Below are 23,699 nucleotides of genomic sequence, written 5' to 3' on the forward strand. Positions count from 1 at the left end.
AGCAGGTTCAGCGTCCAGACTGGACCACCCGCAGTGCAGCCTGCGGGTCCAGCTCCTGGTTGATCAGATGGTCGATGACCGATGCATACAATGCTTCGTTGAAGGCATCGGTGCGCTCCTCGTCCGCGCGGCCAGTGCCGTCGCCGGCGTGCGCGACGCGCTCCTTGTCGCGTGCCGTCGGGGCGCGCCAATACGAACCGCCGGCGAACGGATAGGTCGGCAGATGGAGTCGGCGCGGGCGAGCGACCTCACCCTCACACAGACGCGCCCAGTCGACCCGTGCGCCGTCGGTCCAGATACGCGCGAGCGACGCCAGATCGCGATCGTCGAGCATGCGTCGCGCCACCGCATCGGCCTGTCTAGCCGCCGCGCCGAACACGCTCGCATCGGTGCCGGTCGCGTCTTCTCGGGCGAGCCAGTCCCTCAGCTGGTCGAGCGCCCCCTCGACGCTATCGGCGAGCCACGCGACGCGCCAAGGCATCGGCTCTCGGCCGGTTTGCAGCGTGAACGCCAGATCGGCGAGCGCTACGCCGGCCCCGTCCGTCTCGAGATGACGCACGAGGTCAGCCACTTTCCGGCGTAGCCGATCCGCGCTCCGAGCGGAGAGCACAAGGATCACGGGGCCTTGCGCGATGGGCGTCCGCTCGTCGCGGCGCATGGGCGGCTCGGCGACGATCACGTGCGCATTCGCCCCTCCCGCGCCAAACGACGACACGCCCGCGATGCGCGCCGGGGAACCTCCGCGCGTCACCCGGGGCGTCCAGTCGGCCAGGTTCTGCTGGACTCGGAACGGCGTGCGGCTGAAATCGATCTCCGGATTACCCTCGGCCGCATGCAAGGATGCGACCAACTGGCGGTGCCGGAGCTGTAGCAATACCTTCGCGACACCTGCGACGCCGGCCGCGCTTTCCAGATGGCCGATGTTCGACTTCACCGAGCCGATCGGACAGGCGGCGCCCGTGCCGTCCTCGATGTCCGTCGATCCGTCGAACACATCGGTGAGCGCCGCGATCTCGATCGGATCGCCGAGCGCCGTGCCGGTGCCGTGCGCCTCGATGTAGCCGATCTCGGCCGGCGCCACGCGAGCGCGCTCCAGCGCACGGCGCAGGGTTTCCGACTGCCGTGCGGGATTGGGCACGGTGTAGCCGTGAGTCTTGCCGCCGGCATTGATCGCGCTGCCCTTCAGCACGCCGTGGATCGCATCGCCGTCGGCGAGCGCCTTGCGCAGCGGCTTGAGCACGAACACCCCGACGCCCTCGCCGTCGACGAAACCGTCCGCATCGGCGCCGAATGCCTTGCAGCGATTGCCCGGCGACAGCATCGTCATTGCGCACAGCCCTTGATACTGGACCGGATCGACAATCAGACTGACCCCGCCGACAATCGCGGCGTCGCACGAGCCGCAATGCAGACTTTCGAGCGCTGTGTGCAGCGCCGTCAGAGACGAGGAACAGGCGGTATCGATGGCCATGCTCGGCCCGGACAAATCGAAGCAATATGAAACCCGGTTGGCGATCGACCAGAAGTTCGGCTGCGCGTTGTAGGTCCCGTTCATCGCGCCAACGAACACGCCGACGCTGCCGGCTTCGCTGAGCCCGCACGGCGTATAACCGGCATCCTCGATCGCGCGATAGGCTTCCTCAAGGAACAGGCGTTCCTGCGGATCCATTTTTTCCGCGTCCTTCGGCGAGATCTGGAAGAACAGTGGATCAAAACGGTCGATGTCCTCGATGAAGCCGCCCCAGCGGGTGTAGATCCGGTCCGTTTCGCTGAGTTCGGGGTCGTCGTAGTCCTGCCAGCGCCAGCGCGCCGGCGGCACTTCGCTGATGCAGTTCACGCCATCTCGCAGAATCCTCCAGAACGCCGCGAGATCGGGCGCGCCCGGAAACCGTCCGCTCATGCCGATGATCGCGACGTCGGAATCCGCGATGCCATCGTCCGGAACAGCCGGACGTGTGCCATGCACGGCGCCGGTACCGCGATCGCCGACAGCGGCGACGGCCGAGGCTTCATCCGCTCCCGGCACGGCACCATGCGCGTGCTCGAGCAGCCGCTCCCGTTCGGCGCGCCACAGATGTTCGGTCAGCGCGCGTACCGTCGAGACCTTGAACAGCAGCGGACTTGTGATGCCGTCGAAATAGCGGCGCAGCTGGTTCGTCAGCTGGACGACGAGGATCGAGTCGAGGCCGATCGACTGGAAGTGCTCGTCGGGAGGCAATTCATCCAGATCGATCTTCAGCGTATCGGCGACGAGCCGCTGTACAAACGCAAGCGCGCCGTTGAAGCGCATCTCCTCCGACACGGTCGCCGTTGCACCGTGCGAATCGCCCGTGCGGGTGGACCGCGCCCGCACATCGGGCCTGGTGAGCGCGCTTCCCGTCGCCGGCGACGCGTCGGCCGTCAGCGCCCGGCGCACCACGCCGTCGCTTTCGAACACGATGATCTGCTGCCCGAGCGCATGCTGTTCTTGCGCCGGGAAACCCAGTGGACGCAGCCCTTCAGCCGCGCCGAGCGTGGCCCATGCGCTGGGCGACAGCGCGGGGCCACCCGGGATGCGCAGTTCGGGATCGACGCTCCGCCACCAGCCGGGCAGCAGGCCGAACGTGACGTGTCCAAGCACGTTCACCTCGCTGACTTCGTTGACGACCGCAATGCCCGACGGGCGCAGGATCGCCTTCAGATGCCGCATCGTGTCGCGCATCGACGCGGTCGCGTGCAGCACGTTGGTTGCCAGCACCACGTCGTAATGGTTCTCGGCGATCCCCTGCCCGGCCGGCGCCTTCTCGACGTCGAACCGCTTCGTCGACAGGAATGGGTAGCGCTCGCCGTAGCGCGTCTCGCCGTGAATCAGGAAGGCCTTCGACACATCGGTGTAGCAGTACTCGGCGATATGCGCGCGCCACGGCTCGAGTCGGCGCAGCAGGCCGTCGGTCGTGCCGCCCGTGCCGGCGCCGATTTCCAGCAGGCGCAGCTGCGCGTCCGGCTGCATCCGCACCCGCGCCTCGACATACGCGGCGATCGCCTCGCTCTGCATGTGATTGAAGTGGTCCGATACCGCGTTATTCCGGTAAATGCCTTCGACACGCGAGATGCCGCCGCCCGGGAACATCACGTCGGTCGCCGCGACGTCGCCGCGCAGGATCTCGCCGAGTGCGCGCAAACACGACTCGAGCAATTCCAACTGCGCGACATAGCCGGGCTGTTGCGCGTACTCCTCGGCAAGCCCGCGCCAGTCCTGCCACAGCGCATCGAGCGAACAGGCCGGCGCGCGACACGACAAGAACTCGCCGTCGACGGACAGATGACCCGCCGCGACGAGCAGGCGATGACTCTGTGCGAGCCACGCCGCGTAGGCGTCGACATGCGGCGGCGCATCGGCGCGCAGCCGCTCGTCGAACGTGCCGGCGGGGGCGTTTGCGCCGCTCGCTGGCGCGAGCGCGACCTGCTGCAGCGTCGCCAGCATCAGCCGCTCGGCCAACGCCCCCACGCGCTGCCTGAAACCGAGTGTCTCGCGGCTCACCGCGTCGAGATCGGCGGCCGGGCGTGCCGCGAACCGCGCCGCCTCGACCGCCGGGATCGTGCGCGGATAGCGGCATACCAACGTGTTCGAGTCGTAGTGCCGCGCTGCGATGGGCCGGGCCGTCCTGACGTATGCGACCTGCGAACCGGGGCGCGCGAGCAATGCGTCGATCGCGCGCAGACCGTCCTCGGCGCTGATCGAATCGAGCCCCGCGGCAAGTGCCCGTTCGCGGTGACGCGCGCCGGCCACGATGCCGACGTCGCCCCAATAGCCCCAGTTGATTACCTTGACGTCGCATGCCAGCCGGGTGTCCAGCTTGCGCGCGTAAGCGTCGGTGAACGTGCAGCCGGCCACGTAGTTGCCTTGCCCGGCCGAGCGCGAGAACGCGTTCAGCGACGAGAAGAACAGCACGAAGTCGAGCGGCTCCCGGGCGAACAGCGGATACAGGTTCGCGCAGGTCTTCAGCTTGGCGTCGTAGCTCAGACGGAACGCTGTCTCGTCCATCCTCGCCAGCGAGCGATCCGCCAGGACGATCGGCGCATGCACGATGCCGTGGAGCGCGCCGAATTGCTCCATGATCGCCGCGCGGGCGCGTTTCAGCGCGACGGCGTCGGTCGCGTCGGCTTGCAGATAGGTGATGCCGCCGCGCCCGAGCGCGGAGAGCGCGGCGAGATGCGCGCGGATCTCGTCATCCGGTGCGCGTCGCCCGAGCCAGACGATCTGCGCGCCGAATCGCTCGATCATGTGGCGCGACCACGTCCTGCCCAACCCGCCCGCGCCGCCGATCACGAGATAGACGCCGCCTTCGCGATATACCGGATCGGCACGCCCCTCATCGACGACGCGCGCGAGACGCTGGCGGTGCCAGCGGCCGCCGCGATGCACGCGCACGTCGCCGTCGGCGCCGGCCGTCGTGATGAGATGCGTGTCCAGGCGACGGAAGAAGCGGCCGTCGTCGACCGGCGCGTCGACGTCCCAGTGCCGTACCGTCCAGTGCGGATATTCGTGCGCCACCGTGCCAACGAGGCCGACGACGCCGGCATCGGAGATGTCGTTGTCGGTTTCATCGCCGAGCGCGTGCAGCCTGCGCGTAACCACCGTCAGCGCAAGCGGCACGCTATCGAGACCGGCCTCGATCAGCGCACTGATCAATCGGAACAAGGGCAGGATGCCGCGTGACTGGCGCGCAATCAGCGCGTCGGGGTCGAGGTCTGGGTTCTCACCGCCGCCGCTGATCCAGAGCAGATGCGGAGCCTCGGCCCTTGCCGTCTCGGCATACGCCTTCAAGGTTCGGCGGAAGGCGTCGTCCGTGCCATCGAGGCTGTCGAAACAGATGACCGTGCGCGTCCCCTCCAATGCGGCGCGCACGGCCTCGTTCGAGCCGAACACCCAGAGCTCGCGGGGCCCGCTCGGCACCGCCCCGTCCTGCGCGGGCAGTGATTCCCAGACGGGGCTCAGCGTGACCTCGCCGGCGGGCAGCAGGCCGCCATCCCCGGTAACGGCGCCCTCATCCCGAGGCGCTGAAGCGGCCGGCGCGACCTGCTGGCGCGTGTGGAGCCCGCGAAGCTCGATCGCGATGCGGCCATCGGGCAGCGCTATATCCATGTCGACGCTCGCCGCGCCATCGTCGCCCGGGCGGATCCAGGCCCACAGCCGCGACGCTCGCGGCGGCTGCACGATGCGTATCTCGTCGAGCGCGAACGGCAGGCTCGCCTCGTGCTGACCGCGATCGATCGTGAGACCGATGACCGCCTGCCAGGCGGCATCGAGCAATCCGGGATGGAGCCGGAATGCCCCGGCGGCGTCCACGCTGCCGGCTGGCAGCGCGATTTCGGCGAGCACGTCGCCACTGCCGAGATAAAGCCGTTCGAGCCCGCGATGGCTGGGCCCGTATTCGATGCCGACCTCCCGATAGCGACGGTAGCACGCCTCGGCCGACACCCGCGAGCCGTCCCGCTCGGCACGCATCCGTTCGAGGTCGAGCGTGCGCACGGGGGGCATGGCCGTCAGCGCGACCTCGCCCTCGCCGTACGTATCGTCACCGCCGACACCGAGCCGGTAGCGCCACGCGCGCGGCACGGCCCCCGCGGACAGGCTCAGCGCGACATCCGGATGCGCCGCGCCCCAGATGACAGGCCGCGACCAGACAACGTTGCGTAGCGTGGCACCGCTGTCGCCTGTTTCTCCGGCTGCAAGGCAGGCGGCCGCCAGTGCCATCTCGAGGCTCGCGACGCCGGGCAGCAGCCGCTGCCCCTGGACCCGATGATCCGCGAGGAAACACTCCTCGCCGCTGAATATCGAGGCAAAGCGGCGGATGCCCGCCTCGGCGGACACCTCGCGATGGAGCAGCGGATGCAGTACCGATGACGCCGCGCTGACTGACCGAGGCGCTTCGGGTAACCAATACGACTTGCCTCCGAACGGATAGGTCGGCAGGCTGACCCGCCGACCGCGCGCGGCCAGCGGTCCGCGCCAGGTGTCAATCTCGCCGCGCACCCACGCCCCAAGATCGCGCAGCACTTCCGGCGCGCGCTCGGCGAGGTCGTGATACGCCCCGGCGAGCAGGTGCGCGTGACGCGTGGCGCTATCGTCCCCGGCGCGGCTGACGACGACGCCATGCGCGGCCAGCGTCGCCGCATCGTCGCCCGCGTTGACGCGCGCCAACTTTCGTCGCACGTCGTCGATATCGGTGGCGAGGAACGCGAGCCGGTGCGGATGGGTCTCGCGCCCGCGATCAAGCGTGAACGCGAGATCCCGCAGCGATGGCATGGCGGCAGTCGGCGCGGACAGAAAGTCCAGCAACGCGACGGCGATCGCGTCGAGTTCCGCCGGCCGCCGGGCGGACAACCCGATCGCGACTGGACCCGACGCGGGCTCCGGCACGTTGCCTGGAGCGGCGGCCGGATACGCATCGGCGGCGTCCAGCACGATATGCGCGTTGGAGCCGCCGAGTCCGAAGCTGCTGACGCCGGCACGTCGATGCGACGCGGGCCAGTCGCACGTTTCGCGCGCCAAAGTGAACGGGCTGTCATCCAGCTCGAGATAGGGGTTCGGCTGCTTCAAGTGCGGATTACCGGGAATCTTGCCGTGCTTGAGCATCAACACCGTTTTGATGAACGCGGAAATCCCGGCGGCGGCCTCGAGATGGCCGATGTTTGCCTTGACCGAACCAATCGCGCAATGTGGCGCCTCGGCGGGCCGGCCCTCGGCAAGCTCGGCGAATGCGCGCACCAGCGCCTTGATCTCGATCGGGTCGCCGAGCGCGGTGCCGGTACCATGGGCCTCGACGTAGCCGACGCTGGCGGGATCGATGCCTGAACGTCGATAAATATCGACGATGAGTTGGCGCTGCGCATCGGGATTCGGAGCGGATGGCGAGCTGGAACGTCCGCCATGATTCTCGCCGCTCGCGACGACGACGGCGTCCAGATGGTCGCCGTCCGCGAGCGCGTCGGCCATGCGCTTCAGTACGACGACCCCCACGCCTTCGCCTCGGCCGAAGCCATTGGCGCTGCTGTCGAAAGTCTTGCAGCGTCCGTCCGGGCTCAGCATGCCGGCGGCCACCGCCGCCTCGGTGACGGCGGGATTCGCAATCACGTTGACACCGCCGACGATCGCGATCTCGCAATTGCCGCAGGCCAGGCTCTCGCAGGCACGATGAATCGCAACGAGCGAACTCGAGCAGGCAGTGTCAATCACCTCGCTCGGGCCGCGCAGGTCGAATTGGTAGGACGCGCGGTTCGCGATCATGAAGTGCGCGAGGCCGAGGTGAGTCGCCGACTCGGCGCCGATCCGGCTCAGCCATAGATCGCGGTAGTCGCTCGTCGTCACACCGACGAAGACACCGACTCGCCGCTTCGCCAGATCGCCGATCCGGTAGCCGGCGTCCTCGACGGCGCGCCACGCGCATTGCAGGAACAGACGGAACTGCGGATCCATGAACTCCGCTTCCATCGGCGTCAAGCCGAAGAATTGCGGATCGAAGCGCTCGATGTCATCGACGAAACCGCCTTCGGACGGCGTCGTCACGCTGCTGAGCAACGATGCGCGCGGGCCGGTCGCTCGACCGACGAGGTCGAGGTTCTCCGTCAGGTTGCGCCAGAATGCGTCGGGGCTGTCCGAGCCGGGGAAGCGACAGCTCATGCCGATCACGGCGACGCGGTCGCGTGTCGTGACCGGATCCGCTTGCCGCGCGGATTCGCCGGATGCCACGCCGGCAGCCTGCGCGCGACGCGATTCATCGGCCGAATCGCTTACCGACGCAGGCTCGTTCGAACCCACAGCGGCACGTGCGGAAGCCGGCCGGCCCCCGAGATGCGCAGCCAGCCTGTCGCGGTGAGACGCGACAAGATGATCCGCGACATCGACGAGCACCGGATACTCGAAAAACAGCGTTGGCTGCAAGGTCAACCCGACCCGCGCGCCGAGATCACGCGCGAGACCGATCAGGCTGATCGAGTCGTAGCCGAGATCGAGGAACAGTGCGCCGTCGTCAATCTTGGCCGCGGCGATGGTCTGCTGGGCGGCAACCGTCGCCTTCAGCAGGTCGAGCACAGCCGCGCGCAGCCGCGTGGATTCCGGCAAGTCGATATCCGCCGCGTGCCCTGCCGCGACGCCGGCATCAGGTTCCGTCTCGACGAAACGGGCATCCAGGGCTCGCACGATGCGCTCGCGGTCAGGACCCGGCGCGACCAGCAACACACCGTCTTCCGGCGTCGCGATCCGGCACGCGTTCAGCACCGCATCGAGTATCGCGAGACCCTGGTCCGTCGTCAGCGAATCGAGTCCGGTCCGCTCGCGCATCAGTGCGCGGCGTTCCGGCGCCATCGCCATGCCGCCGTCGAGCCAGAGCGGCCAGCCGATCGCGAAGCTGCGTCCGCGACGCCGCCCCCCGAGTGCGGCGCGATTGCGCTGCAGGGCCAACTGATTCAAGTAGGCGTTGGCGACCGCATAGGCAGCCTGCCCCGGGCTACCCAACGCGGACAGCGAGGAGAACAGCACGAAACACTTCAGGTCCAGGTCGCGCGTCGCATCATCGAGATTCGCGCCGCCACGCAGCTTCGAGGCAAACACGGGCTCCGCATCGACCGCGCGGCCGTGACGCAGGTACGCGTCGCCGATCACGCCCGCGGAGTGGATCACGGCGTCGATACGGCCGTGTTTCGCCACGATGCTCGCCACCGCGCGCTTCACGTCGTCCGCATCGGCGATATCGACCGCAAGCGCGTCGAGACGCTCGCCCGCCGTGCTCGCTGTCTCACGAAACGCCCGCCATGCGGCCGGATCCACGCTGCGCCCGCTGATCGTGACGCGCAGCCCGCGCGCCGCGAGATCGCGCGCCACGTGCTGCCCGATCCCGCCCATCCCGCCGACCAGCCAGACGACATCGCCGGGCTCGAGAGGATGCGCCGCGAGCACGCCGTCGCGGCGCTCATCGGCCGCCGCGCGGGCGGGGAGCTCGGCCGCCGCGACGCGACGCGTCTGTCGTTCGCCCGAGAGCGCGAGGCGCACTTCCGGTTCATCGGCTTCGGGACTCAGCAGTTCGCGCCTCAAGCGCTCGCGATAGGCTGCGGCTGACGGATCAGCGACGCCTGCCGGTGCATAGAACACGGTTTTCGCGGCGATGCGCTCGTACTCCAGCGCCGCCGTCGCGATCAGCGCTTGCAGGCTCGGCATCGCTTCGTCGCGGCACGCGTCGTGAACGAGCATCAGCAGATGCACGGCGCGGGTCCCGGCGCCATCCGCGACGGCTCGTATCGCCTCGAAAGCCTGACGGTACGCTGCCTCGACGCGACCGACGCGCGCCATGCCATCGTCGTCTACGATCGCCCCGCACGGCAGCGGACACAGGCGCGCCGCCGGGTCGAGATCGCGCAGCCACGCGTGCAGCGCCGTGTCGTGATCTGGTACGAAAAATAGACGATCGACGGCGTCGTCCGCGCGCGCCGTTGCCGGGGCCGGCGTTGGCGCGTCACGCCAACGGGGCGTGCCCGTCATCACGGAAATCGCGGCACGGCTCGAGCCGGCGTCGGCCGCATCCGGATGGTCACTGGACAGCCAGGGCCGCACGGAGTAGCCGCGCAGTGACGCCGTGATGCGCCCGTCGGCGTCGAGCAGGTCGATATCGTAGCGATCCAGCATTGCCCGTTCGCCCGACACGCGGCGCACGTGGATATACCCGGCATCCGTGGGCCGCGCGTGATCGATTATGCTGCCGATCCCATACGGCAGGCGATGCGCGCCGGTCTCGCCGCGTGCCGCAATCCATATCTCGACGGCACCCAGCGCCGCACTCAGTATTCCAGGGTGCCAGTGATAGGGCCCGCTCTGCCCGGCCGGCAGCCTGTACGCGGCCAGCGCCTCATCGGCCCCGTGCTGCAACCATGTCATCACCTGGAACGGTGCGCCAAACGACGAGGTCGCCTCGACGAGCGCGTTCATCGCATCACGCGCGAGACGCGTCGAGGTACGGCGCAGGATCGCGTCGACGTCGACCGCGCCGATCGCATCGGGCACGGCCTCTTGCGCCCAGCGGCCCACGAAGTGCGTGGTCTCGCGACCGTCCGCGCCGGTGCTGACGACGCGGCAATGCCGCTCGCCGCTCGCTTCCATCTGTACGGTGATGGGAGCCGGCCGCGCGCCGCCCGGGAGGTCGGGCGCCTGGTAGGGCGCGAGCCAGAAGATGTCGCGCAGCACACCGCCGCGCGCGCCCACGCGCTGGCTCACTTCACGTGCCATCTCGAGATAACAGGCAGCCGGCAAGATCTTCACGCCCGCGATCCGATGGCCGTCCAGAAAAAATTCATCGCCGATGAATTCGCTGCGATAGCGCAAGTCAGGTCCGTCGACCCGCTCATGCACGAGCGGGTGTATCGGCGCCGCGATGCGGCGGCGCCGTGCCGGCGCGGAGCGGCAGCCCCGCATCGCGAGCAGTAGACGGCCCTCCTCGTCGAACACGTCGATATCGTGGAGCATGCTGGACGGGCTATGTTCGCGCGCGCCTTCGCGACCCTGGCGGATCCAGACCCAGCTCGGATCGGACGGTGCGTCCACGATCGTCAGGCTGTCCATCGCATACGGCAACGGGAGCACATCGGTGCCGGTGCCGAGCACGTTGCCGATGTGGGCCTGCAACGCGGCGTCCGTGATGGTCGGCGACAGCAGGTAGCCGTCGTCGATCCCGGCGGCACCCGAGCGGCCGACCTGCGCGAGCAGTTGATCGCGGTAGCGATAGAGTTTTTTCAGGCCGCGATGGCTCGGCCCGAATTCGATGCCGAGCGCGGCAAACGCGCGGTAGCACTCGGCCACGTCGAGTTCCTCCGCCTGGCGCCGGAACGCGCTCAGATCGAGCAGACATGACGCGCCGGCGTCGTCGGTGCGCATGATCTCGACGCTTCCGCTGCAATGAGTCAGACGCGCTGCAGCGTCGTCCGGCTCGGCAAGCCGACTCTCGATCACGAAGCGAAAGCGCGGCGACAATGCCACGGCGGCGTCGCGCTCGAGTCGCACCTCAACGACACGCGGCCCGGCGGCGAGCGACAACGGGTGTTGCCAGATCACGTCGCGCAGTACGACCGGATCCGTCGCGGGCGCCTCGGGCGCGGCCTGCCGGGCCGACCAGCGCGTCATCTCCCAGTAGACGACGGCCGGCAGCCAGGATTCGCCGAGCACGCGATGATCTCGCAGGAACGGCTCGCTGCCTTCGAGACGACGCGAGAAGCGCCACACCGGGCCGATCCCGGCCTCCGCCACTTCGAGCGGCGGCCAAGGATTGCGTTCCTCGCCGGGCGTCTCCACCCAGTAGGATTCGCGTGCGAACGGATAGACGGGCAGACGCACGCGACGGCAACCGCGGCCCGTCCATCGCGCGGAATCGAGCCGGCCGCCGGCCACGAAGCGCCGCGCCTGCGAGATCAGGTCGGCGTCGCCGACGCGATCGGCGACATGCGGCGACAGCGCCTCGTTGGCGTCGCCCTGGAACACCGCCGTGGACGTCGATGGCGACGACGGGACGCCAGCGCCGCAGTAGGCGGCGAATTCCTCGACGCTGCTTGCGACGCAGGCCCAGCGGTAGCGCATATGCCGTCGACCGTCGGCCAGCGTGAAGGCGATGTCGGCGAGCGACAGATCGCGTGCGGCGCCTCCGGACGCGAACGCAGCCATCCTCTCCAGTTGCGCGTTCAGTTGCGCGTGCGTCTGCGCCGACACCACGAGCAACTCCGGCTGGCCCGGCGCGGACCTCGGGTTCCCGAGCGCGATGGGTGGCGCCTCGGCGATCACCACATGCGCATTGGTGCCGCTGAAGCCGAACGAGCTGACCGCCGCCATCCGGCGGCGGCCGGTCTCGACGCGCCAAGGACGTAGGCGTGTATTGACGTAGAACGGGCTGTCGTCAAGCTCGATCTCGGGATTGGGGCGTTCGAAATTGCATGACGGCGGCAGTTGGCGATGACGGAGCGCGAGCAAGATCTTCAGCACGCCAGCGATACCCGCCGTCGTCGTCGTGTGCCCGATATTGGTCTTCACCGAGCCGAGCGCGCAGAAGCCGCGATCCCGCGTGTAGCGGCCGAACGCGTTGGCGAGCGCGGTGAACTCTATCGGGTCGCCGAGCGGGGTGCCCGTCCCGTGCGCCTCGACCATCTGCAGCTCGCGCGGGTCGATACCGAAGCGATCGTAGACGTCGGTTTCGAGTTCCTCCTGCGAGCGCGCGCTAGGCGCCGTGATGCCGTTGGTGCTGCCGTCCTGATTGATGCCCGACGCGAGGATCACGCCATCGATGTGATCCCCGTCCGCGATCGCGTCGCCAAGCCGCTTCAACACGATCGCGCCCACCCCCTCGCCCGGCACAAAGCCGTCGGCACGCGCGTCGAACGCATAGCAGTTGCCGGTCGTCGACAGCATGCCGGCGCGCTGCGCCTGCTGGTAGAAGCCGGCCGTGCATTGCACGAACACGCCGCCGCACAGCGCCATGGAGACCTCGCCGCTGCGCAGCGCGGCGCACGCCATGTGCAGCGCGACGAGCGAACTCGAGCAGGCCGTGTCGATCGCGACGGCCGGGCCGTGCAGGTCGAGGAAGTAGGAGATGCGAGCCGGAATGACCGACACCGCATTGCCCCAGTACGATTGAATGGGCGGACGGGCGCGCGTGTCGCCGTCGGATGCGCCGGGCCCGGGGAACAATAGATGATAGTCGCCGCCCGAGCAGCCGACGTAGACGCCGCAGCGTCGCTGCTTATCCAACTCGCCGGCGTGGCCGGCATCCTCGAGCGCCTTCCACGCTTCTTCCAGGAACAGGCGCTGCTGCGGGTCCATGTAGCGCGCCTCGGTCCCCGAGATCTTGAAGAAGAACGGATCGAATGTGGACAGATCGTCCAGGAAGCTGCCGGTCTCGCAACGCGCGTCGCCGTCGCCGAGATCCCAGCGCGTCACGGGCGCGATCAGGCTGGTGCCGGACGCGAGGTGGGACCAGAATGCGTCGAGGTCGGGCGAGCGCGCGAAGCGGCCGCTCATCCCGATGATCGCGATGTCGTCGTCGCGTACCACGCGCGCGCCCGCGCCTGCCGGTTCGGTCGCACCGTCCGGCGCGCCGGACGCCGCAGCGTCCCGCGCCGGCAGGTTCGCTCCACGCTCGCGTTCGCGCGGCCGGGGCGCGCTCGACTGGTCGACGCGCACGACGATCTTGCCGATATTCCCGCGATCGGCAAGACGACGATAGGCATCATGGACGTCACGGAACGCGACGACCTCCGAAATCGTCGGCCGGACGACGCCCTGCTCTGTCAGCGACACAAGCTCATCCCAATACCGCGCGATCTTCCGCGGATCCCGTGCCCCCATGCGCGCGAGATCGACGCTGTAGAAAGTCTGGTTGTCGGATAGCGACGACAGGTCTATGCTGCGTGCGCTCCGCAGCGAGGTCATCGCGATCTCGATGTAGCGGCCACCCGGTCCGAGAGAGTCGATCCCCTTCTGGAGTGCATCGCCACCGAGCGTGTTGATCACGACGTCGACTCCACCCGGCGCCAGCCGCGCGAGTTCCTGGGCGAAATCCTCCGTTCGATAGTTGATCGTATGCGCGATACCGAGATCACGCAGATAGCGCAGCTTGGCCTCACTACCGGCCGTCGCGAAGATTTCCGCGCCGCGGTGCATCGCGAGTTGCACCGCGATCAGCCCGGTGCCGCCTGTCGCGGTCTGAATCAGTATCCGCTCGCCGCGGGCGAGCGCGGCCTTGCTGAATGCGTCGATCATCGTGATGCCGACGATCGGCAACGCGCAGGCTTCCTCGAAGCTCCAGCTCGCGGGCTTGGCGAATACCTGGCTTGTCGTGCAGATGACCTGCTCCGCATGGCAGCCCTGGCACAGGCAGACAACCTCATCGCCGGGTCGGAACGTGCTGACGCCCGCCCCGACCTCGATCACGACACCGGCTGCCTCATTGCCCGGCACGAATGGATACGGCGGCATGTTCGGATAGAGCCCGCGCGCGCACAGCAGATCCGAGAAGTTCAGCGAGAACGCGCGCACCGCCACGCGTACTTCATCGTGATCGAGCCCACGCGATGCGACAGCGGCGATCGACAGATCTTCGATCTCGCCGGGTCCATCGATCAGGACTGCGCATATCGACCCTGGGCCGGCGGCCGGCGGCGCGCTCGCCGTTCGGCTCGGTTCGGATTCGCGCGCCGACAGCGCCGTCGCGGCGGCGCGTGCGGGCGCGACATCGGGCGCGGCCGCATCCGGTGGCGTGCTCGCTTCGGTCTGCGCGGCTTTCGCAAGCGCCGCGCCGTGTCGCTCGCACAGGTGGGCCGCAAGCCGGCCGACGGTGTTGTGATCAAACATCACCGTCGTCGCGATGCGCAGGCCGAACAACTTGTTGATCCGGTTCACGATCTGCACGCTGATGATCGAATCAACGCCCTGATCGGCGAAGCTGCGATGCAAATCGATCTCGTCCTCGCGGACACGCACCGCGCGCGCAACGTGCTCCCGCAGCATCACCGTCACACGTTCGAGTACATCGCCCGTGGCAGCCCGCGAGGACGGTCCAGCCGCCGCATTGGTCGCCGTTTCGCACAGCGCGGGAGCTGGCGCCGAGCCGCCCGCCGCCTCGGTCACGCGATGTCGGTTCGTCAGATGCGCGGCGAGCTGCGCGACGGTGTTGTGATCGAACAGCTCGATCGTGCCCAGCTGGATTCCCAAGCGCGCATTGAGCCTATTGGTCAGTTGAATCGCGAGAATCGAGTCAAGTCCGATGTCGGAGAAGCTGCGTTCGTGATCGACATCGGCCGGGTCGATCCGCAGGACTTCCGCGAGCAGCGTCGCGAGTATCGGTTCGAGCGCGGCGCCGGAGCCAGGCGCGGTGGCGCCCGTCCGCGCGGCGCGGCCGCCGCGCACCGCGTCCGCGCCGCGGGCTTCATCGCGCTCGGCGCGCAGCCATGCGCGTTGCCGGCATTGCGCGACAATCACCTGCTGGCCGAGCGGCTGTGCGTCGCCGAGGGGGAACTGCACATCGACAAAGCCCGCGCGCTCGAGTTGGCGCCGCCATTCGAGCGGAGACAAGCCCGGGCATCCCGGGATGCGCACCGGCTCGTCGTCGTAGCGCCACCAGCCCTCCAACAACCCAAAGGTCAGATGAGAGAACGCACAGTTCTCGCTCATCTCGTTCAGCACAAGCACGCCACCGTCGCGCATGAACGCCTTTGCATGGCGCAACGTGCGGCCGATATCGCGCGTCGCGTGCAGGACATTGGCGGCGATCACCATGTCGTAGCTTCCGAACTTGTCCGCATGCGGATGGTCATCCGTGGTCGGCGCTTCGATGTCGAGAATCGCTGTTTTCAGAAACGGCGCATCTGCTCCGTATGTATCCTCGGCATAGAACAGGAACGACTTCGACAGATCGGTATAGCGGTATTCTTCGATCTGCTCGCGCCACGGCAGCAGGTTCGGCAATACCTTGCTGCTGGTCCCGCCCGTGCCGGCCCCGATCTCGAGAATCCGCAAGCGCACGCCGCGCTCGCGCGCCACGCGATGACGAACGTGGTCGATCACCGCTTCGGCGACACCCTCGTTGAAATAGTCTGCGATCGGATGATTGCGATGCACGTTTTCGACGAGCCGCATCGACGAGTCGGGGAACATCACCGTGGTCGCGGCAAGCTCACCCCGCAGAATCGCCGGCAGATTGCGCAGGCAGGCGTCCATCAGCTCGATACCGGCCCGCACGCTTAGATGCGCACGATAATGGTCGCGCACCCTCGCCCAAGCCGCATGGGCGTCTTCCGTCGCACGCGTTGCGTGGCCTGTCGCTCCGCCCGACACGTCGATCAACGCGTGGAGCTGGAGCTGCCGGCAGCTTTCCTGATACCAGCGCTCATAAATCGCGGCGAGGCGACTTCGCGGTCCGGCCCGGTACGCGCCGTCGTGCGTTCGATCGACCGGCAGCGCGTCAAGCGCGCCGAGTACCTGGCGCACCATCAGCAACGCCGCGTGCTCGACCACTGGATCGCGCAGGCCGTTGTGCTCGCGCAGCGCGTCGACACGCTGCAATAGCCGGCTCCAACCCTGCGCGTCCGGATGCGAACGATGGGCGTCCGTGGGCGTGCCGGCGGGCCGCGCATCCGTCGCCTGCGGCGTGTCGATAGCCGCGCCGCGAGCACGCAAACGAGATTCGATGGCGATTTGCCGCATATGATTGTCCTGCATGAATTGAGCCAGTCGTTGCATTGCGGCTTCGGGTTCGACCGATCCGACGCCGGCCGCCGCCATCCGGCGGCGGTATTCCGGCGTCGCGACGGCCCCGACATGCCCCCAGTACCCCCAGTGGACGAGCTTGACAGCACATCGCCGCTGGTCGGCCAACGCCATCGCATAGGCATCCTGGAAGCTGCAGCCGGCCGCATAATTCGATTGGCCGGCAGGGTTCACGAACGAGATCGTGCCGGAGTAAAACAGCATGAAGTCGAGATCGCCGTCGCCGAACACGCGTGCGAGATTCACGGATGTCGCGACCTTGGCGTCGAGCGCGCGCGCGAATTGCGCGTCGCTCATGGCCGCGATGCCCCGATCGTCGAGCACCAGTGCCGAATGGACAACACCGTGCAGCGTGTCCAGACCCAGCTCGGTGAGGCGATGCCGCGCGCGGCGCAGCGAGGCCGGGTCGGTCGCATCGGCTTGCAGGTAGATCGGCGCGGGACCGAGCTTGCCGAGGCGCGCGATCTCATCGTCGATCTCGCGATTGCGCGGCTTTCGGCCCAGCCAGACCACGCGCGCGCGATAGTCTCGGATCATCGTCTCGGTCCACGTGCGGCCAATGCCGCCCGCACCGCCCAGCACCACATAGTGACCGCCTTGCCGGTATAGCGTTGGACACGACGTGGGCATGGCCGTCTCGACGAGGCTCCGCGTGAACCAGCGGCCGTCGCGCCAGGCGAATACGACCTTGCCCTCCGCGTTTGGCCAGCCCGCTGGCGTCGGCAGGTCGGCAAACCCGCCCACATCGAGCAGACGCACGCGCCAATGCCCATACTCACCCGCGAGGCTCTGCGCCAAGCCGATCAGACCGGCATGCACCGGTGCAATCGAATCACCCGCGCGCACCCGTTGCGTGCGCTCGACGACGAAGGTGCAGTCGAGGTCGACCTGCTCGAAGCCGTGGCCGATCAGCGCCCGCAACCAGCGAAATACCGCGACCACGCCGTCGCGCTGTGCGTCGATCAGCGCCGCGTCGTCGATGCGCGCAGCGCCTGCCGGCAGCGCAAACACCAGCGCGGCGTCGGCGGGCAGCGCGGCCAGCGCCGGACCATCCGGCTCCGAGCGCAACGGCACATAGCGCACGACACGGCCCGCGAAACACGCGACAAGCTCGGCGGGCGGAACCTCGCCGATGCCGAACAGCACGATGGGCGCCGTCGAGACGCCGGCCTCGCGCCTCTCATCGAGCGGGGTCCAGGCAATCGTCAGCGTGTGCAGAGGGGCAGTATCGGCGTCATTTTTCTGCTGCGCGGCCATCTCGATGGGGTTTGGCGCGGGTAGCGCTCGGTCTTCGTTCCCCCCGGGCAGCGCCCGTGTGACGAATTCGCGTATCGCGACCAGCAATGCGCCAGAGGCGCCATGAACGAAGATGTCGTACCGCGCCTCGCGCGCCGTCGCAACCGGTTCGTGGCCCTGTACCCGCACCCACACTTCCGCTTCGAGCGGCGCGAGCACGTCGACGCGCTCGACGAAGAACGGCAGCTTCTGCCTCGCCGGCATCATCCCGGACCACTGCCCGGGGTCACCACCATGACGCCGGACCCTGTCCAGGAGAACGCTCGCCTGCAACGCGCAGTCGAGCAGCGCCGGATGCAGCGGGAACGTGGCGAGCGAGCTGGACACCGACTCGGGCAGTCGCACGCGCGCGGTCAGTCCCATGTCGTTCCAGCCCGCTTCGACGAGGCCGAGGTAGGTCGGCCCGTACTGGACTCGCCCGGCCGCGATACCGCGATACCAGTCGGCCCCGTCGATCCGGTTTTCGGTTAGCGCTTGCCGCAACGCCTCGGGCGCGATCCACCCGTCCGTGCCGTCCACTTTGCCGCTTGCCTCAAACGCGAGCGCACCCTCGGCGAACATGACCCGCTCATTCGTCGCGTCATCGACGCCCGTCAACCGGAACGCGACAGGGGCACGCCAGTCTTGTCCGACACCGCGCGCGGCCAGCTCGACGCACAGCGACAGCGCCTCACCATCGCAGATCACCGGCCGCAACCAGACGACGTGCTCGATCTGCAACCTTGCCTCGTCGGGAACGGCCGCATCGGTCATCGCGGCCGCGCGGAGCAGTTCGAAGGTCATCACGGCGGGCAGCACGCGGCGGCCGTCGACGCGATGGTCGTCGAGGTAGTCGTCGTCGCGGCGCAGCCGGATGTGGACCTGCCTCGAGCCGTCCGTCGCGAGCTGAACGGCGAGGCGCGGCCCCGCCGTCCCGGCGGCCGTGGACCGGGCCGCGACCTCATAGCGCCGGCGTGCGAACGGATAGGTCGGCAAATGCACGCGGCGCATCGCCGCGCCGGCATGCAGGGGCGACCAGTCCACATCGTGCCCCTCGACCCACAGCGCGGCCAGCGCCGACAGATCGCGGCGCGCGAGGCCCTCGGCGATCGCGTCGGCCGCGGCGCCCGGCGCGGATGGCGCGGCGTCGGGCCGCGAGCACACGATCGCGGCAGGCCACGGCGCCGCCGTCGCGCCCTCCATCGCTTCGGCTGCATAGCGCTCGAGCAGCTCGGCGGCCTCCTGCGCGCCGGTTGCGATGATCGCGAGCCGGTGCCGCATCGGCTGGCGGCCACGTTGCAGCGTGGCGGCCACTGCGTCGAACGGCAAGTCCGGATGCACGACGAGGAACACCGACAGCGTGCGCGCCATCGTCGGCAGCAGCCGTGGTTCGGCGGCCGACAACAGCACCAATCGAGGCTCGCCCGTCGGCGCGTCCCTATCGGGCGACGCGGCCCGGACGTCGGGGCAGGCCTCGAGAATCGCATGCGCGTTGGTGCCGCCGAGTCCGAATGAACTGAGGGCTGCGCGTGGCGGACATGCGCCCTCGGGCCACGGCGACGCCTCATGCGGCACGCGAAAGCACGACGACGCCCAGTCGATCGCCGGGTTCGGCGTGGTGACGTTGATGGTCGGTGGAATCATCCGATGCCGCAACGCCAGTGCGACCTTGATGCAGCCGGCCAGCCCCGCCGCCGTGTCCAGATGGCCGATGTTCGGCTTCACCGAGCCGATCGCGCAGAATTGCCGAGCCCCGGTCCGCTGCCGATAGACCTCGTCGATCGCCATCACCTCGACAGGATCACCGAGCCGCGTGCCGGTGCCATGCGCCTCGACGTAAGCAATCGACTCGACGTCGATGTCAGCCGCGCGTTCGAGGGCCGTCCGAATCACACGGCCCTGCCCCTGCGCGCTCGGCGCGTAGAAGCCGCTCTTCTGGCGGCCGTCATTGTTGACGGCGATGCTGCGCAGGACCGCGTAGATCGCGTCGCCATCCTCGACGGCCTGCCGCGCGTTCTTCAACACGATCACCGCGACGCCCTCGCCCGCCATCATGCCATCGGCATCGACATCAAAGGTCCGGCAATGCCCCGTACTCGAGAAGTTGAGACCCGGCTGGTAGAGAAATCCAGCATTGGCGTGCGGGAACAGTGTCGACGCGCCGACGATCGCCTGCCGGCATTCGCCCGCCCGCAGACTCTTGAACGCCGCGTCGATCGCAACCAGCGACGATGAGCAATTGGTGCCGATTTGCATGCTCGGGCCGGTCAGGCCAAGCTGATAGGAAATCAGCGCCGCCGTCGAGCCGCCCTGCGACATCACGTAGGCGAGGTAGCGGTCTTGTTGCTCGATATCGGGGGCGTTGTCGAGCAACGTCTGATAGCCGCTGTTGCCGGTCGAGACGAATACGCCGGTGGCGTCGAATTGCCCCGGCACATAGCCGGCATCCTCGACGGCCTTCCATGCATGCATCAGCAACTGGCGCGACTGCGGATCGGCGAATTCGGCGAGCTTCGCCGACAGCTTGAAGAAATCGGCGTCGAAGCGGGTCTTGCCGGGAATCGTGAAACGCGCCGACACATAATCGGGATGGCTCGCGAGATCGGGCGCGACACCCGCTTCGTCGAGCGCGGCGCGCGTCAGCCACTCCACGCTCTCCCGACCGGCCAACAGGTTCGCCCAAAATTCGAGATGGTCCGCGGCGCCCGGAAATTCGCACGAGATACCGATGATCGCGAGGCTCTCGTTGTAATAGTCGGGCACGACGGGCGAGGCGCGCGACAACTCGTCAGCCGCCGTCGCGCGCGGTCCGACGGACACCGCCGCGTCGCTCGAGTCAGGGCGCGTCGCGTGTGTCTCCAGATAGGCCGCGATATCACGCACCGTTGCATATCGGAACAGCTTCGCGGGCGTAAACGCGTGACCGAATGCCTGTTCGATGGCGCGCGCGAGCAGCACCACGGACAGCGAATCGCCGCCCGCCTCGAAGAAGCCCTGATCGAAGTGCGCCGGCGCCACGCCAAGCACCTGCTGCCAGAGTTCGCGGATCCGCTGCTGGGTCGCGCTGGCGTCGGCTACGTCGCTATCGGTCGAGGCAAGCACGATCGGCCGCCGGCTCAGCGATTGCCTGTCGAACTTCCCGTTGCCCGTCAACGGGAGTTCCGCGAGCGCGACAAAGAAGGCCGGCACCATGTATTCGGGTAATCTGGCGGCGACGAAGGCGCGCAGATCATGCGATCGCGCCTCATCGTCCGTCGCCGTGTCCCGCGCACGGTAATAGGCGACGAGATGTTTCGTGCCGTTGGCGTGTTCGTGCGCAATGACGACGCCCTGCTCGACGACCGGGTGCTGATTCATGCACGCTTCGATTTCGCCCAGTTCGATGCGGTAGCCGCGAATCTTCACCTGTGCGTCGTTTCGGCCGATGTACTCGAGCTCGCCGCGCGCATTGCGGCGGGCCAGGTCGCCTGTCTTGTAGCAGCGCACGCCGGATATCGTGACAAAGCGCTCCTGTGTGAGTTCGGGCCGGTTTAGATAGCCGCGCGCGACGCCCGCCCCGCCGACGTACATTTCGCCGATCTCGCCATCCGGCACCGGCGCACGGTGCTCGTCGAGCAATTGCACGTCGAGGTCGGGAATCGGATGACCGATCACCGAGGCGCACGCGCCCGTCACATCGGCGGCTGTCACCGGCGCATGGGTGACGTGGACGGTGGTCTCGGTGATCCCGTACATGTTTATCAACGCCGGCCGGCTATCTCCGTAGCGCTCGATCCATGGCGCGAGTCGCCCGAAGTCGAGCCTCTCGCCGCCGAACACGACAAGGCGCAACGCCAATGGGCGGCGCGGCGGGCCCGCCGTCGCCGCGCGCACGACTGCGTAGAATGCGGCCGGTGTCTGATTGAACACAGTCACTTGCTCATCGGCCAGCGTCTCGAGCAGCCGCACCGGATCCTTGCGCTGCGTCGTGTCCAGGATCACGAGACGGCCGCCGTAAAGCAGCGCGCCCCAGATCTCCCAGACCGAGAAATCGAAGGCAGCGGAATGAAACAGCGTCCAGACATCGTCCGGGCCAAAGTCGAACCAATGGTTTGTGCGGTCAAACAAACGCAGCACGTTGCCATGCTCGATCATGACGCCCTTCGGTTTGCCCGTGGTGCCCGAGGTGTAGATCACGTAGGCGAGATCGCCGCGCCGGACATCGGGCAGCACGAGGGTCGGCTCGCGCTCGACCGCCGCAGCGATCGCCGCGCCGTCCCGATCGAGCACGACACGGTGCGCGACGCTTTCGACCGCCGCCTCCGAGATCGAGGTCGTGACGACGAAGCGTGCGCCGCTGTCCTCGCGGATCATTTCAATACGCTGCGCCGGCGAGCCCGGATCGATGGGTACGTAGGCGGCGCCGGCCTTGAGGATCGCGAGGATCGCGGTGATCAGATCAGGCGATGGCGTGACGCACAGCAACACCAGGTCGCCCGGCCGCACGCCGAGCGACACGAGATGCCGGGCCAGCGCGTCGCTGCCGCGGTCGAGGTCGCCGTAGGTCATGTGGCGGCCATCGAAGCTCAGCGCGCGTCGCGCGGGATCCCGGCGACTGAGCGCCGTGAAGCGCGCGCAAAGGCTCTTTGCATCCGCGGCCGGACCATGCGATGCCGGCTGCATCGGGCCGGCGCCGTGACGCCGATCATCGCGCGCCGTCAGCGCGCCGATCGTACGGTCAGGGTCCGTGAGCGCATCGTCGAGCACGGCGACGAATGCGTGTTGCAGCGCCTCCGCGTCGTCATGCTCGATCACCGCGGTCTTGTATTTCAGGTTGACGGTCCATCCATCGCCGGCCTCGACGACTTCACAGGTAACCGGATATTCGTCGCGCTGAAAAATATCAGCGCCGAAGGCAAGTTCGACCGAATCGCCGACCCGATCCGGCAGTGTGCCGATGTCGATCTCATCGCCGAATTTCTGGTAAGTGAACACGGTCTGGATCGACAGCGGCGCATCCGCATGGCGCGGCAGCGCCTGCAGCAGTCCGGCGAACGGATATCCGTGATCGAGCGCGCGGTAGACGTAACGCTGGCAGCCGTCGAGCCATTGCGAAAACGTCTGCGCCGGATTGAGATCACAGACCACCGGCACGAGATTCGTGAAATTGCCGATCGTCGACGCGAACTCTGCGCCTGGGGGGCGGCCGAGCGTCGGCAGACCGAGTGTGAAGCGCCGCGTACCGCGCCACGCCGACAGTGCGAGCGTAAAAGCCCCCATCAGCAGGGTGGATGGACTGAACGAACCGGTCTTGCGCAGCGTGCGCATCCGCATGGCGCGATCGCCGTCGATCGAAAAGGACAGCCGGCTGGTCGCGAATACCGATGCGTCATCGGCGGCGGGCGGGAGGTTGAGCGCCGCGTCGAGCGGCGGCAAGCCATCAGCGCACTGCGTGCGCCAGTAGGCCAGACTCTTCTGTCCCGCTGCCGAGTCGAGATGCGCGGCCTCGCGCTGCACGAAATCGAGGAAGCTCGCGCCGCCCAGCGCCTGCGGCAGCGTGCGCTGCTGCTTCAGCGCGCGATAGTCCTGCCAGATCGTTGACAGCCAGCGGCTGACGGAGCTGCCATCGCAGATGATGTGATGCACCACGAGCAGCACGACCGTTTCACACGACGCCGCTTCATAGATATGGATTCGGTAGAGCGGTCCGTCGTGGAGCACGAACGGCACGGCGGCGTCACGCTTCGCGTGCGCGCGGCAAGCGTCGAGCGACTCGCCGGTCGCGGATTCGTACCATGCCAGTTCCCGCATGGAATCGATGCGCTGTATCAGCGCGTCGCCCTCGGCGACGATGCGCGCGTTGAGCAGTTGGTGATGATTCAGGAACCGCTGACAGACGCGCCGGAACAGCCCCCTGTCGAACCCGGCGCCGACCGTGCAGGCAACGGCTACGTTATAGAGCGGGTCCATCGGGTACAACATTTGCCGCGACCAGATACCTCTCTGGTTACGCGACAGCGGCGCTTGGGCATCGGCCATGAAGTGCCGCTTCAGCCATGCATCAACCTCCTCCGTCGGCACGATCTCCCGCTTGCCATCCTCGACGTTCCCGGGTGCCGCCAGTCTCTTTGCGTCGCTCATTGAACCGCTCCCATCATGCCCTCGCCTC

General features: G+C 67.9%; 1 protein-coding gene. It reads right to left on the bottom strand.

All coding sequences use genetic code 11. From position 1 onward, the window contains the following. Window positions 1-7: 7 nt before the first annotated feature. Complete coding sequence (locus AC1RQF_RS21615; RefSeq protein WP_492872923.1) at window positions 8-23,671, bottom strand: amino acid adenylation domain-containing protein; 23,664 nt, start codon at window positions 23,669-23,671, stop codon at window positions 8-10. Between the last annotated feature and the right edge of the window lie 28 nt (window positions 23,672-23,699).

It is taken from the genome of Burkholderia sp. GW821-FHT14F03, from assembly GCF_058803765.1.